Source organism: Acidovorax sp. GW821-FHT11A03 (assembly GCF_058809075.1).
Genome location: NZ_JBXASG010000008.1, coordinates 257,582 through 270,552, shown reverse-complemented (window position 1 = coordinate 270,552; position 12,971 = coordinate 257,582). Strand labels below are relative to the sequence as shown.

The following is a 12,971-nucleotide window of genomic DNA, read 5'->3' as shown; positions in this document are numbered from 1 at the left end:
GCGTCTTCCCTCCCAGGGGGACGCCACCCGCGGCCCGGCAAAGCCGGCTCCACGGTGGCGCTGGCGGGGCCGCGCACTGCGCAACGGCCAGCTGGGGTGAGGTGCGCGGGGGCCGCTGATGGCGCGATGAAGACGCGTCCAGTGGGAGCACCCCCGGTTTGGAGCCAACGGTAACTGCCTACCGCCCTTGCTCATCGCGCACGCGCGCGAAAGTCTTCCAGAACGCCGCCTCCTGCGTGGTGGCGAAGTTGATGCGCATGAGGGTGCTGGGCTTGCGCTCGGCGTGGAACAGCGCCCCGGGCGCCAGCAGATAGCCCTCGTCCAGCATGCGCTGCGCCAGCGCGTCGGTGTCCACGCCCGTCTCCACCCAGCCGAACAGTCCCACGGGCTCGGCCGCGAAGGTGCAGCCGGCCCCGAGCGCCAGCTTCACGCTGCGCGCGCGTGCCGCGTCGAGCCGCGTGCGGATGCGCTCGGCGTGGCGGCGCAGCTGGCCCTGCTCGATGCACAGCGCCAGCGCCTTCTCCAGCAGCGCGGGCGTGGTGAGGGTCGCGAGCAGCTTGGTGTCCAGCAGCTGCTCGATCAGCGAGGGGTGCGCTGCGAGGAAGCCGATGCGCCAGTTGGGAGCGAGGATCTTGGCGAAGCCGCTCACGTAGATGGTGCGCTGCAGCCCGTCCAGCGCCGTGAGCCGCGTGGCATGCTCGGGCGCGATGTGGCTGTAGGTGTCATCCTCCACCACGTGGAAGTTGTACTGGTTGGCCAGCTGCAGGATGCGGTGGGCGCTGCCGGGCGACAGGCAGTAGCCCGTGGGGTTGTGGAACACGCTCACGCTCACGTAGAGCTTGGGCTGGTGCACCTCGCAGTACTTCGCCATGACCTCCAGGTCGGGCCCGTCGGCGCGGCGCGGCACCGGCAGGATGTGCATGCCCAGGGCGGCCAGGCGCGCGAACTCCACGGCCCAGCCCGGCTCCTCCACCATCACCGGGTCCCCCGGGCGCAGCAGCGTGCGGCTCACGATGTCGAGCGCGTGCGTGGCGCCCACGGTGGTGATGATGTTCTCGGGCGCCGCGTGCACGCTGAGCGTGGCCAGCTTCTTGGACAGCACCCGGCGCAGCCCCGTGTCGCCCAGCGGCTCGCCGTATTGCAGCGAGAAGTCCTGCAGCGCGCGCGTGTTGGTCACCTTGCGCACGGCGGCGGGCATGAAGGTGGACTCCAGCCAGTCGGGCGGAAACACGCCCATGCCGGGCTGCGGCTTGTCGCTCACCTTGTGGAACATGCCGCGGATGAGCGCCGTGGCATTGATGGGCGGCGCCCCGCGCGGCGCCCCGCGCGCCGCGCCGCGCCCAGCGCCCCGGGCCGCGAACCAGTGCGCCGTGCTCCAGTTGCCCATGCCGCGCTCGACCTCTTGCGCGGCCGCGTCGTCCTCCGGCGCCCGCTCCAGCAGCGCGGTGGCCATCTCCCGCACGAAGAAACCCCGGTTCTTGCGCGCCTCCACCAGGCCCTGCGCCAGCAGCTGGTCATAGGCGGCCACCACGGTGGAGGGGCTCACGCCGTGCTGCTGCGCGCACTGCCGCACCGACGGCAGGCGCGCGCCCGGCGCCAGCAGCCGGTTGCGGATGCGCTCGCCAAAACGCGCCGACAGCTGCTCGGTCAGCGACTGGGTGGAGGTTTTCATCAGCATGGCGGTGTCCTTGTGTACTGTTATCGCGGCCAATACAGATCACGAACTGCGCTGCTGAACTGTATTGGTTGTGTACTGGGCTGGAAGATTACATTGAAGCCTCAGCGTTGACAAGTTCCCCCCACTGAGCCCCGCCTATCCCCGCACTATGAGCGCCCCCGAACTGACTGCCCTGCTGCTGTTCTGCACCGCGATGAGTTTCTCGCCGGGGCCCAACACCACCTTGTCCACTGCGCTGGCCGCCAACCTGGGCCTGCGGCGCGCCCTGCGCTTTTGCCTGGCGGTTCCGGCGGGCTGGACGCTGCTGATGCTCGGCAGCGGCCTGGGCCTGGGCGCGCTGATCACGGGCGTGCCGGCCCTGCGCTGGGCGGTGACCCTGCTGGGCGTGGCCTACATGCTCTGGCTGGCCTGGAAGCTCAGCCGCGCAGGCCAGCTGGCCGAATTGGACAGCACCCGCCTCTCCGTGACCTTCTGGCAGGGCGTGGGCCTGCAGTTCGTGAACATCAAGGCCTGGATGCTGGCGCTCACGCTCAGCGCGGGCTGGGTGGTGAATGCGGCCGGGCAGCCGGCGGCCAACCCCGGCGAGCGCCTGGCGATCATCTGCGCCGTGATGATGGTGTTCGCGTTCACGAGCAATTTCGTCTATGCGCTGGTCGGCTCGCTGCTGCGCCAGTGGCTGGCGCAGGGCAGCCGCCTGCTCTGGTTCAACCGCGCGCTGGCCCTGGTGCTGGTGGCCACGGCCGTGTGGATGCTCACCCTATGAACCGCGCACAGGAACGCGAAGCGCTGGTCTGGGGCCTGGTGGGCGTCACCTTGTTTGCCGCCACCCTGCCGATGACCCGCCTGGCGGTGGGCCCCGTGGACGCCCCCCAGCTTTCGCCCTGGTTCGTCACCTTCGGCCGCGCGGCGGTCGCCGGGCTCCTGTCCGTGGCCTACCTGGCGTGGCAGCACGGCCGCGGGCGGCTCAACGTGCCGCGCCGCGCGGAGTGGCCGCTGCTCGCCATCACGGCCTTTGGCGTGATCGTGGGGTTTCCGCTCTTCCTCGCGCTGGCGCTGCGCCATGTGCCCAGCACCCACGGCGCGGTGGTCACGGCGCTGCTGCCCCTGTCCACCGCCGTGCTCGGCGCGCTGTGGTTCCGCCAGCGGCCCTCCGCGGGGTTCTGGGCGTGCGCGGTACTGGGCAGCGGCCTGGTGCTGGGCTTCATGGTGTGGCGTGCAGGGGGGCTGTACCTGGGCGCGGCCAACATCTATCTCCTCATTGCAATGACCACGGGCGCTTTCGGCTACATCGGCGGGGCACGGCTCACGCCGCGCCTGGGCGCCGAGCAGGTGATCTGCTGGGTGCTCGTGTGCAGCCTTCCGCTGACCATCCCGGTGGCCTGGTGGTTCGCGCCCGCCGTGCCCTCTTCCATCGGCGGCATGAGCTGGCTGGGCTTCGTCTACGTGGCCCTGTTCTCGATGTGGATCGGCTTTTTTGCCTGGTACCGGGCCCTCGCGCTGGGTGCCGTGCGCGTGAGCCAGCTGCAGCTCATCCAGCCCTTCCTGAGCCTGCTCTTCGCCGTGCCGCTGCTGGGCGAGCGCCTGGACGCGACCACCCTGGGCTTCGGCCTGGCGGTGATCGCCACGGTGTTCATGGGCAAGAGGATGCCCGTCCGGCAAGGAGCCCCCGCATGAAGGCGGGCCCTGCGCAGCGCCTGCACCCCCGGGGCGCGGCCGAGATCAACGCCATGGCTTCCCTGAAGGACTGAGGAGAAAATGCAGCTACACGACATCCCGTTTGCCACCACCGACTGGTCTGGCATTCCCCGCGAGGAAAAAAGCGCGCAGGCCGGCCAGGCCTTCTGGCGCACGCAGCAGTTTGGCGATGTGCGCGTGCGCATGGTGGAGTACACGCCAGGGTATGTGTCGGACCACTGGTGTGTCAAAGGCCACGTGCTGCTGTGCCTGAGCGGAGAATTGCACACCGAGCTGGCCGACGGCCGCCAGTTCACCCTGGCGCCGGGCATGAGCTACCAGGTGGCCGACAATGCGGAACCCCATCGATCCACGTCGCCACAGGGCGCCACCCTGTTCATCGTGGACTGACGCAGTGCCCGGCCCGGCGCGCCGCATCCGATTTTTTGACGACTTTGCAACAGGGGCGGTCCTTGGGGACTGCCCGCAGGAGACGAGAGTGAAACTGAACGACCTTCCACAGACCAGCACCTGGACCCTGGCGCGCCGCGCCGAGCGCATGAACCCTTCGGTCATCCGCGAAATCCTCAAGGTCACCGAAAAGCCCGGCATCATCAGCCTGGCCGGCGGACTGCCCTCGCCCAGGACCTTCCCGGTCTCGGCCTTTGCCGAAGCCTCCGCCGCCGTGCTGGCCAACGACGGTCCGGCCGCGCTGCAGTACGCCGCCAGCGAAGGCTTCGCCCCGCTGCGCCAGGCCATCGCCGACTTCCTGCCCTGGGACGTGGACGCCGACCAGGTGCTGATCACCACCGGCTCGCAGCAGGCGCTGGACCTGATCGCCAAGGTGCTGATCGACACGGACAGCCGCGTGCTGGTGGAAACACCCACCTACCTGGGCGCGCTGCAGGCCTTCACGCCCATGGAGCCCGCCGTGGTGTCCGTGGCCAGCGACGATGAAGGCGTTCTGATTGACGACCTGAAGGCCAAGGTGGGCACGGGCGCCGGCAAGGCGCGCTTCCTGTACGTGCTGCCCAACTTCCAGAACCCCACGGGCCGCACCATGAGCGAAGCCCGCCGCGCCGCCCTGGTGCAGGCCGCCGCCGAACTGAACCTGCCGCTGGTGGAGGACAACCCCTACGGCGACCTGTGGTTCGACACGCCGCCACCCGCACCGCTCACGGCGCGCAACCCCGAGGGCTGCATCTACATGGGCTCGTTCTCCAAGGTGCTGGCCCCCGGCCTGCGCCTGGGTTTCGTCGTGGCGCCCAAGGCCGTGTACCCCAAGCTGCTGCAGGCCAAGCAGGCGGCCGACCTGCACACGCCCGGCTACAACCAGCGCCTGGTGGCCGAGGTGATGAAGGGCAACTTCCTGGACCGCCACGTGCCCACCATCCGCGCGCTGTACAAGCAGCAGTGCGAGGCCATGCTGGCCGCGCTCGACAAGGAGATGCAGGGCCTGTCCGTGCAATGGAACCGCCCCGACGGCGGCATGTTCCTGTGGGTGCGCCTGCCCGAGGGCATGAGCGCCATCGAGCTGCTGCCCAAGGCGGTGGAGCGCAATGTGGCCTTCGTGCCCGGCGCGGCCTTCTATGCCGACAACGCCGACCCGCGCACGCTGCGCCTGTCATTCGTCACGTCCACGGTGGAGCAGATCGCCACGGGCATCGCCGCGCTGGCCGCCGCGATCCGCGATAGCAAGTGAACACCCCCTGTGGCGCAGCGCGGCCACCTCGCCTGGGCCGCGCCCGCTTCCTGCGTCACGGGCCGCGCAACGCACCATGAAAGTTGATTCAACATGCTGAGGCTCTGGGGACGGCTCTCGTCCATCAACGTGCGTAAGGTGGTGTGGGCGGCGCAGGAGCTGGGCATCACGCTGCAGCGCACCGATGCGGGGGGGCAGTTCGGCATCGTGCGCGAGGCCCGCTACCTCGGGCTCAACCCCAACGGCCTCGTCCCATTGATCGAGGATGACGACACGGGCGCCGTGCTGTGGGAGTCCAACCCCATCGTGCGCTACCTGTGTGCCCGGCATTCCATGGGCGAGCTGTACCCCGATGCGTTGCGCGAGCGCTTCGTGGCCGAGCAGTGGATGGACTGGCAGCAGACCACGCTGAACCCGGCCGGGCGCGATGCCTTCATCCAGTGGATACGCACGCCGGCCGCGCAGCGCAGCGATGCGCTGATTGCCGCGTCGGTGGCGGCCACCGAGCCCCTGCTGGCGATGCTGGATGCGCACCTGGCACGCCAGCCCTTCATGGCGGGAGACCGGTTCACCATGGCCGACATTCCCGTGGGCTGCGAGATCCACCGCTGGTGGGGCCTGCCGCAGGACCGCATCGCGCGGCCGCACCTGGAGCGGTGGTACAACACGGTCAGCACCCGCCCCGGCGCTCGGGGCGTGTTGGACCAGCCTCTCTCCTGAACCTCACCATGCACCAGCGCCCCTTCAAGCAGATCGACGTCTTCAGCGACCGGCCCGGCTACGGCAACCCGGTCGCGGTGGTGCTGGATGCCGACGGCCTGGACGACAGCGACATGCGCCGCTTCGCGGCCTGGACCAACCTGTCGGAAACCACCTTCCTGCTGCCCCCCACCGAGGCCGGGCGCGCTGCGGGCGCCGACTACCGCCTGCGCATCTTCAGCCCCAATGGCGAGCTGCCCTTTGCCGGACACCCCACGCTGGGCACCTGCCACGCCTGGCTGCAGGCGGGCAACACGCCGCGCCAGAGCGGCCTGGCGATCCAGGAGTGCGCGCTGGGCCTGGTGCGCATCGCGCAGGCAAAGGACACCCTGGCCTTTGCCGCACCGCCCCTCCAGCGCAGCGCGCCCAGCCCCGCGCTGGTGCCGCTGATCGCCAGCGCGCTCGGCGTGCGCCCCCAGCAGATCCAGGGCGCGCAGCTGCTGGACAACGGCCCCGTGTGGCTGGGCCTGCTGCTCGACAGCGCGGACACCGTGCTGGGCCTCAAGCCCGACCATGCGCGCCTGAAGGACCTGGGCCAGGACGTGGGCGTGATCCATGTGGGCCCCGCCGCCAGCGACACCAGCCGGCCCGGCGTGGTGGTGCGCGCGTTTGCCGCGCCCATGGGCAACCCGGAAGACCCGGTCACCGGCACCCTCAACGCCAGCCTCGCCGAATGGCTGATCGCCGACGGCCTGGCCCCGCGCAGCTACCTGGTGGCCCAGGGCGAGTGCCTGGGCCGTGCGGGCCGCGTGCACATCCGCCAGGACGACGACCACCAGCTCTGGGTGGGCGGGCGCGCCGTCACCTGCATTGAAGGCACGGTGCTGCTATGACCTCGCCCAAGACCCCACGCCCCAGCGGCTGAACCCCGACCCCGTGGGCTCCCCCCGGCGCCCACCGAACACAGCTGAAAAACACCGAGCCACGTCCCCGGTCAGCCCCCGGCGTGCCCTCCCCCGATCGATCCGCCGCCCGTTTCACCACTTTTTTGTTCCAAGGACCACGACCACCATGCAACAGCGCCCCTTCAAGCAAGTCGACGTCTTCACTGACCAGCCCTACCGCGGCAACCCGCTGGCGGTGGTGCTCGATGGCACCGGCCTCAGCACCGAGGCCATGCAGGAGTTCACCAACTGGACCAACCTGTCCGAAGCCACCTTCCTGCTGCCCCCCACGCCCGAAGGCCGCGCCGCCGGTGCCGACTATCGCGTGCGCATCTTCTGCCCCGGGCGCGAACTGCCCTTTGCCGGCCACCCCACGCTGGGCAGCTGCCACGCCTGGCTGCAGGCCGGGGGCCAGCCCCGGGTGGCCGGCACCGTGGTGCAGGAGTGCGGCGTGGGCCTGGTCACGCTGCGCCAGGACGGCGAGCGCCTCGCGTTCGCGGCGCCCGCGCTCATCAAGAGCGGCCCGCTGCCCGAAGCCGATGTCGCCCTGATCGCGCGCGGCCTGGGCGTGGCGCGCGGCGACATCCTGCACCACGCCTGGTGCGACAACGGTCCCAACTGGCGCGGCGTGATGCTGCGCTCGGCCGAGCAGGTGCTGGCGCTCAGGCCGGACGCCAGCATCCTCGGCCATCTGGACGTGGGCGTGGTGGGCCCGCGTGGAAAAGTGGGCGTCATCGGCAGCACCGACGCCGAGGGCATTGCCTTCGAGGTGCGCGCCTTCTTCCCCGGCAACAACGGCCTGGCCGAAGACCCGGTGACCGGCAGCCTCAACGCCGCGCTGGCCCAGTGGCTCATCGGCGCCGGCCTGGCCCCCACCCGGTACGTGGCCAGCCAGGGCACCTGCCTGGCCCGCGCGGGCCGCGTGTTCGTGGAGCAGGACGGCGACACCATCTGGGTGGGTGGCAGCTCCGTCACCTGCGTGTCGGGCGAGGTGCTGCTGTGACGGCCGCCGCGCCCAGGCCGCCCTGCGTGGATCATCTGGTCGTGCTCGCGGCCGACCTGGCCTCGGGCGTGTCGTGGTGCGAACGCACGCTGGGCATCACGCCCACGGCAGGCGGCGAACACCCGCTGATGGGCACGCACAACCGCATCCTGAATGTGGGGAGCACCGCGCATCCACGCACCTACCTGGAGATCATTGCTATCAACCCAGGAGCTGCTCGCGCAATACCAGAAAGCGCCAGACGCTGGTTTGACATGGATGATGCCGCCTTGCAGCACCAGGTGGCGCAACACGGCCCACGGCTCATCCACTGGGTGGCTTCCGTGCCCGACGTGGCCGAAGGGTGCGCCGCGCTGTCGGCGCTCGGCATGGAGCGCGGCGCCATCGTCACCGCCAGCCGTCCCACGCCGCAAGGGCTGCTGCAGTGGCAGATCACCGTGCGCGGCGATGGGCTGCGCCTGATGGACGGCTGCCTGCCCACGCTCATCCAGTGGAGCGATGCGCACCCTTGCGACAGCCTGCCGGCATCTGGCGTGCAACTGCAGTCCCTGGCGCTGCAGCACCCGCAATCGGCCACGCTGCAGGCCGCCTGCGCAGCAGTCGGCGTGGCGGCCCACGTGGCCGTGGGCGCGGGGGATGTGCCCCGCCTCACCGCCCAGCTCTCCACGCCGCGCGGCCCGGTCACCCTTTCATCCTTCATTCCGGAGTAACCACCATGCTCTTTTCCGCACAGGAACTGCTGCTCTTCGCGCTCGCCGCCCTCGTGCTGGTGCTCACGCCCGGCCCCAACATGGTCTATTGCGTCTCGCGCAGCCTCACCCAGGGACCGCGCGCGGGGCTGATCTCGCTGGCGGGCGTGGTGCTGGGCTTTCTGGTGCACCTGCTGGCGGCGGCACTGGGCCTCACCGCGCTGCTGGCCGCCGTGCCCGTGGCGTTCGATGCCATCCGCTACGCCGGGGCCGCCTACCTGCTGTGGATGGCCTGGCAGGCCGTCAAGCCCGGCGGCGCGGCGCCCTTCGAGGCCCGCAACCTGCCGCACGACGGCCCGCGCACGCTGTTCCTCATGGGCTTCATGACCAACCTCCTGAACCCCAAGGTCGCCATGTTCTACCTGTCGTTCTTCCCGCAGTTCCTGCACCCCGAGCGCGGCCACCTGCTGCTGCAGAGCCTGACGCTGGGCGCGGTGCAGATCACCACCAGCGCGGCCGTCAACGCACTGCTGATCCTGTGCGCCGCCCGCGTGGCGCTGTTCCTCAACCGCAACGCCGCATGGATGCGGGCCCAGCGCTACTTCATGGGCACGGTGCTCGGCCTGCTCGCCCTCAGACTGCTCACCGAAAAGAAAGCCGCCGCATGAACGCCCGCCTCGACACCGCCCCCCTCCTGCCCACTCTGGCCGACATCGAGGCCGCCGCGCAGGTGGTGTACCGCGACTTTCCGCCCACGCCCCAGTACCGCTGGGGCCTGCTGAGCGAACGCCTGGGCACCGACTGCTGGCTCAAGCACGAGAACCACACGCCCGTGGGCGCCTTCAAGATCCGCGGCGGCCTGACCTACTTCGACCAGCTTGCCCGGCGCGGCGCCATGCCCCGGGAGGTGATCAGCGCCACGCGCGGCAACCACGGACAGAGCATGGGCTGGGCCGCGCGCAGCCACGGCGTGGCCTGCACCATCGTCGTGCCGGAGGGCAACTCGGTCGAGAAGAACGCCGCCATGCGCGCGCTGGGCGTCACGCTCATCGAGCACGGCAGCGACTTCCAGGAGGCGCGCGAGTTCGCCATGGGCCTCGCGGCCGAGCGCGGCGCCCACATGGTGCCCAGCTTCCACCCCGACCTGCTGCGCGGCGTGAGCACCTACTGGTGGGAGTTCCTGCGCGCCGTGCCCCAGCTCGACGTGGTGTACGTGCCCATCGGCCAGGGTTCGGGCGCGTGCTCGGCCATCGCGGCCAAGCTGGCGCTGGGCCACGGCGTGCGCGTGGTGGGCGTGGTCAGCAGCCATGCCACCACCTACGCCGACTCGCTGGCCGCAGGCCGCGTGGTCGAGGCGCCGGTCACCACGCGCCTGGCCGACGGCATGGCCTGCCGCGTGGCCGACCGGGAGGCGCTGGCCATCATCGCCCCGCACATCGACCACATCGTGCAGGTGAGCGACGACGAGGTGGCCGCCGCCATGCGTGCCCTTTTCACCGACACGCACAACGTGGCCGAGGGTGCGGGCGCGGCCGCGCTGGCGGCGGCGCTGCAGGAGCGCGCGCAGCTCCAGGGGCAGGCAGTGGGCCTGGCGTTGACGGGAGGCAACGTCGACGCGCCGGTGTTCGGCAGCGTCCTGGCGACCTGACCGCCTTGTCCATACAGGCTCAATTGCTACATCTTCAGTAGCATTGGTCGCTTGTGCGACAAGCGCCAGGGCCCGGATCTGGCCACAATCCGCCGCATGGGAACCCTCTACCTCGTGCGCCACGGCCAGGCCTCGTTTGGCGCGGATGACTACGACCAGCTGAGCGCGCGGGGCCGTGAGCAGGCCGTGCGCCTGGGCGAATACTGGCGCGCGCGCGGCCTGGCGTTCGACGCCGTGATCACCGGCACGCTGCGCCGCCACACACAAACGCTGGAAGGCATCGCCGAGGGCCTGCGGACCGCGCCCGAGGTACTGCGGCTGCCGGGGCTCAACGAGTACGACAGCCATGCGCTGATCGCCGCCATCCACCCCCAGCCCCTGGGCCCGGCCGACACGCCAGAGCGCTACCGCGCGCACTTTCGCATCCTGTGCGACGCGCTCGCGCAGTGGATGGCCGGCGTCATCAGCCCGCAGGGCATGCCCAGCTGGAACGAATTCTCCGCCGGCGTGCGCGCGGCACTGGACCATGTGCGCCATCACCACGTGGGCCACAACGTGCTGCTGGTGAGCAGCGGCGGCCCCATCTCGACCGCCGTGGGCGAGGTGCTGGGCACGGCGCCCGAGGTGACGATCGCCCTGAACATGCGCCTGCGCAACAGCGCGGTGACGGAGTTCTCCATCGCGCCCAAGCGGCTGATGATGCAGACCTTCAACACCCTGCCGCACCTGAACGAGGGGCCGCACCTGGACTGGATCACGCACGCATAGCCGCCAGCGGGCCCGCCTGTTCCCCTGCCTGACCATCCAGCGCGCCCGGAACCGGGTTCAGAGCACGGGGTTCGAGCTCACGGGCGCAGCCGTGGCAAAGCCCGGCGAAGCATGGCGCCGCCGGGCCACGACGGGCTCGGCCAGCACATCCGGGCCTATTCCCATTCCGTATCGGGGCGCACCGTCTGCGGCGCCAGGTCCGCAAGCTCCTGCAGCAACGCCACCAGTTGGCCCGCCGCGGCCTCCACCACCGCGCGCCCCTTGCCCGCCGTGGCGCCAGCGGCATTGCCCACGGCACCCGCGGGGTGGTAGTCCTGCATCTGCCAGCCCAGCTTGGCGCTCTTGCCGTTGCCCAGAATGGCGTAACGCTCCGCCCGGTCCTGCGACGTGGAGCGGAAATCCCGCGCGTGCTCCATGTGCACCGCGCCAGGCGCCAGGTGCAGCATCATCGAGGTCTCGATCTCGCCCGCGTGGATGCCAAAGCGGTGCTCCTCGCCGCTGAACTGGCCCGCCACCGCATCGGGCAGCGGCAGGCTGAACCAGCTGGCGCTGTAGACGATGAGGTCGCAGCGCGTGCGCAGTTCGCGCGCCACGATGTCCATCACGCTCACCTGGCCGCCGTGGCCGTTGAACAGCAGCAGCTTCTTGATGCCCGCACGGGCCACACATTCGCCGATCTCGGTCCACAGCGCGATCACCGTGGCTGGAGACAGCGTGAGCGTGCCCGGAAAGCGGATGTGCTCCGGGCTCAGGCCCACGTTCTGCGGCGGCAGGAAGAGCACGGGCAGGTCGGCGGGCAGCTGCGGCAGCGCCGCGTCGATCACGCCCTGCAGCAGGGTGGCATCCACCGACAGCGGCAGGTGCGGGCCATGCTGCTCGACGGCGGCCACGGGCAGCACGGCCACCACCTGGCCGGCCTGGCCCGTGCCCTGCAGCGCGGCAAAGTCGCGGGTGGACAGATCGGCCCAGAAGCGGGAGGGCAAGGCGGGGCGGGCGGAGGAGGTCGCGGCGGCAGCGGTCATGCCGCGATGTTAGGGCCTGTCCGGGGCCGCGTCACTTCGGCGCCGCCTTGCCCAGCCCATGGCAGCCGGCGGCCCGCGCCCGTGGTATCCCTGCAGCCACGGAGCGCCGCCCATGCCGCTACCATCACCGCATGACCCAAGACATCTTCCGACAAGACGCCTACCTGCGCGAATGCGATGCGCACGTCACCGCCATCACCGACACCGGCGCCATCGTGCTGGACCGCACGGTGTTCTATCCGCTGGGCGGGGGCCAGGCCGGCGACAGCGGCGTGCTCGTGCTCGCCGACGGCAGCAGCATCGCCATCGCCGACACCCGCAAGGGCAAGGACGCCGAAGGCCATGCCACCAGCGACATCGTGCATGTCCCCGCCCCGGGGCAGGAAGACCGCGTGGCCCAGCTCGCGGCAGGCACCGCCGTGACCGCCCGCATCGACTGGGAACGCCGCCACCGCATGATGCGCCTGCACACCACCTCGCACCTGCTGTGCCATGTGGTGCCGCAGCTGGTCAACGGCTGCTCCATCACCCCCGACTACGCGCGGCTGGACTTTGCGATGACCGACCCGCTGGACAAGGAAGCCCTCACCGCCGCCATCGCCGCCCTGGTGGCCGCCGCGCACCCGCTCACGGTGGCCTCGATCAGCGACGAAGAACTGGACGCCAACCCCGCCCTGGTCAAGAGCATGAGCGTGCAGCCCCCGCGCGGCACGGGGCGCATCCGCACCATCCGCATCGGGGGTGACAGCGGTGCACCGCTGATCGACCTGCAGCCCTGTGGCGGCACCCATGTGGCCAACACGTCCGAGATCGGCGCCATCGTGGTGACGAAGATTGAAAAGAAAAGCGCCACCACCCGCAGGGTGGTGCTGGGCTTTGCCCAGTGAGCGCAGCGAAGAGCGCTTTTCTTTGGGGAGCACTCATGGGTGCGCAGCGCAAATGAGTGCCCCCAAAAAGACGTGGCACTGCCCCACCACCCGCAGGGTGGTGCTGGGCTTTGCCCAGTGAGCGCAGCGAAGAGCGCTTTTCCTTGGGGTGCGCTCATGGGTGCGCAGCGCAAATGAGTGCGCACCAAAAGACGTGGCACGTGGCCACCACCCGCAGGGTGGCACCGGGCTTTGCCCAGTGAGCGCACGCCCTGGCC

The 12,971-nt window shown here is 70.4% G+C and carries 14 protein-coding genes; 12 read left to right on the top strand and 2 right to left on the bottom strand.

Going from position 1 to position 12,971, the window contains the following annotated elements:
* Positions 1-178 precede the first annotated feature (178 nt).
* Positions 179-1,678 (bottom strand): aminotransferase-like domain-containing protein, encoded by a 1,500-nt coding sequence (locus AC1RVY_RS21030; protein WP_492808026.1) that lies wholly within the window; start codon positions 1,676-1,678, stop codon positions 179-181.
* Between the two features lie 148 nt (positions 1,679-1,826).
* Between AC1RVY_RS21030 and AC1RVY_RS21025 the strand changes: the two genes are divergently transcribed.
* The 11 genes from AC1RVY_RS21025 to AC1RVY_RS20975 all read left to right on the top strand — a co-directional run bounded on the left by AC1RVY_RS21025 (position 1,827) and on the right by AC1RVY_RS20975 (position 10,805).
* Positions 1,827-2,441, top strand: a complete 615-nt coding sequence (locus AC1RVY_RS21025; RefSeq protein WP_218296940.1) for a LysE family translocator — start codon at positions 1,827-1,829, stop codon at positions 2,439-2,441.
* Positions 2,438-3,352, top strand: a complete 915-nt coding sequence (locus AC1RVY_RS21020) for a DMT family transporter (protein ID WP_492808024.1) — start codon at positions 2,438-2,440, stop codon at positions 3,350-3,352. Before AC1RVY_RS21025 ends, AC1RVY_RS21020 begins: the two co-directional genes overlap by 4 nt.
* Positions 3,353-3,433: 81 nt before the next feature.
* Positions 3,434-3,763, top strand: coding sequence for a DHCW motif cupin fold protein (locus tag AC1RVY_RS21015; protein WP_218341815.1), 330 nt, complete (start codon positions 3,434-3,436; stop codon positions 3,761-3,763).
* A gap of 88 nt (positions 3,764-3,851) precedes the next feature.
* The gene (locus tag AC1RVY_RS21010) at positions 3,852-5,054 is read left to right on the top strand and encodes an aminotransferase-like domain-containing protein (protein ID WP_218296937.1); all 1,203 of its coding nucleotides are present in this window, start codon (positions 3,852-3,854) and stop codon (positions 5,052-5,054) included.
* Between the two features lie 93 nt (positions 5,055-5,147).
* Positions 5,148-5,774 carry a glutathione S-transferase gene (locus AC1RVY_RS21005; RefSeq protein ID WP_492254010.1) on the top strand — a complete coding sequence of 209 codons (627 nt, stop codon included), beginning with the start codon at positions 5,148-5,150 and terminating at the stop codon, positions 5,772-5,774.
* 8 nt (positions 5,775-5,782) lie between these two features.
* On the top strand, positions 5,783-6,646 hold the full coding sequence (locus tag AC1RVY_RS21000) for a PhzF family phenazine biosynthesis protein (protein ID WP_218341813.1): 864 nt from the start codon (positions 5,783-5,785) through the stop codon (positions 6,644-6,646).
* A 178-nt stretch (positions 6,647-6,824) separates the two neighbouring features.
* Positions 6,825-7,700, top strand: a complete 876-nt coding sequence (locus tag AC1RVY_RS20995; protein WP_492245114.1) for a PhzF family phenazine biosynthesis protein — start codon at positions 6,825-6,827, stop codon at positions 7,698-7,700.
* Positions 7,701-7,726: 26 nt separating this feature from the next.
* Positions 7,727-8,410 (top strand): VOC family protein, encoded by a 684-nt coding sequence (locus tag AC1RVY_RS20990; RefSeq protein WP_492254013.1) that lies wholly within the window; start codon positions 7,727-7,729, stop codon positions 8,408-8,410.
* Between the two features lie 5 nt (positions 8,411-8,415).
* On the top strand, positions 8,416-9,057 hold the full coding sequence (locus tag AC1RVY_RS20985; RefSeq protein WP_218341811.1) for a LysE family translocator: 642 nt from the start codon (positions 8,416-8,418) through the stop codon (positions 9,055-9,057).
* The gene (locus AC1RVY_RS20980; protein ID WP_492808021.1) at positions 9,054-10,037 is read left to right on the top strand and encodes a threonine dehydratase; all 984 of its coding nucleotides are present in this window, start codon (positions 9,054-9,056) and stop codon (positions 10,035-10,037) included. Before AC1RVY_RS20985 ends, AC1RVY_RS20980 begins: the two co-directional genes overlap by 4 nt.
* A gap of 96 nt (positions 10,038-10,133) precedes the next feature.
* On the top strand, positions 10,134-10,805 hold the full coding sequence (locus AC1RVY_RS20975; protein ID WP_218296930.1) for a histidine phosphatase family protein: 672 nt from the start codon (positions 10,134-10,136) through the stop codon (positions 10,803-10,805).
* Positions 10,806-10,960: 155 nt separating this feature from the next.
* Here the strand turns inward: AC1RVY_RS20975 and AC1RVY_RS20970 are convergent, their stop codons facing one another.
* Positions 10,961-11,827: a creatininase family protein gene (locus AC1RVY_RS20970; RefSeq protein WP_218296929.1), complete on the bottom strand. Its 867-nt coding sequence runs from the start codon at positions 11,825-11,827 to the stop codon at positions 10,961-10,963.
* Positions 11,828-11,958: 131 nt separating this feature from the next.
* On the opposite strand from AC1RVY_RS20970, the gene AC1RVY_RS20965 reads away from it, so the two are divergent.
* A complete protein-coding gene (locus AC1RVY_RS20965; RefSeq protein WP_492808019.1) occupies positions 11,959-12,714 on the top strand; it encodes an alanyl-tRNA editing protein in 756 nt (251 codons plus the stop codon).
* The last annotated feature ends 257 nt before the right edge of the window (positions 12,715-12,971 follow it).

Bases quoted from the DNA above. Each gene is read 5' to 3' on its own strand.
- AC1RVY_RS21030 (WP_492808026.1), bottom strand. From the start codon at position 1,678: ATGCTGATGAAAACCTCCACCCAGTCGCTGACCGAGCAGCTGTCGGCG.
- AC1RVY_RS21025 (WP_218296940.1), top strand. From the start codon at position 1,827: ATGAGCGCCCCCGAACTGACTGCCCTGCTGCTGTTCTGCACCGCGATG.
- AC1RVY_RS21020 (WP_492808024.1), top strand. From the start codon at position 2,438: ATGAACCGCGCACAGGAACGCGAAGCGCTGGTCTGGGGCCTGGTGGGC.
- AC1RVY_RS21015 (WP_218341815.1), top strand. From the start codon at position 3,434: ATGCAGCTACACGACATCCCGTTTGCCACCACCGACTGGTCTGGCATT.
- AC1RVY_RS21005 (WP_492254010.1), top strand. From the start codon at position 5,148: ATGCTGAGGCTCTGGGGACGGCTCTCGTCCATCAACGTGCGTAAGGTG.
- AC1RVY_RS21000 (WP_218341813.1), top strand. From the start codon at position 5,783: ATGCACCAGCGCCCCTTCAAGCAGATCGACGTCTTCAGCGACCGGCCC.
- AC1RVY_RS20995 (WP_492245114.1), top strand. From the start codon at position 6,825: ATGCAACAGCGCCCCTTCAAGCAAGTCGACGTCTTCACTGACCAGCCC.
- AC1RVY_RS20985 (WP_218341811.1), top strand. From the start codon at position 8,416: ATGCTCTTTTCCGCACAGGAACTGCTGCTCTTCGCGCTCGCCGCCCTC.
- AC1RVY_RS20980 (WP_492808021.1), top strand. From the start codon at position 9,054: ATGAACGCCCGCCTCGACACCGCCCCCCTCCTGCCCACTCTGGCCGAC.
- AC1RVY_RS20975 (WP_218296930.1), top strand. From the start codon at position 10,134: ATGGGAACCCTCTACCTCGTGCGCCACGGCCAGGCCTCGTTTGGCGCG.
- AC1RVY_RS20970 (WP_218296929.1), bottom strand. From the start codon at position 11,827: ATGACCGCTGCCGCCGCGACCTCCTCCGCCCGCCCCGCCTTGCCCTCC.
- AC1RVY_RS20965 (WP_492808019.1), top strand. From the start codon at position 11,959: ATGACCCAAGACATCTTCCGACAAGACGCCTACCTGCGCGAATGCGAT.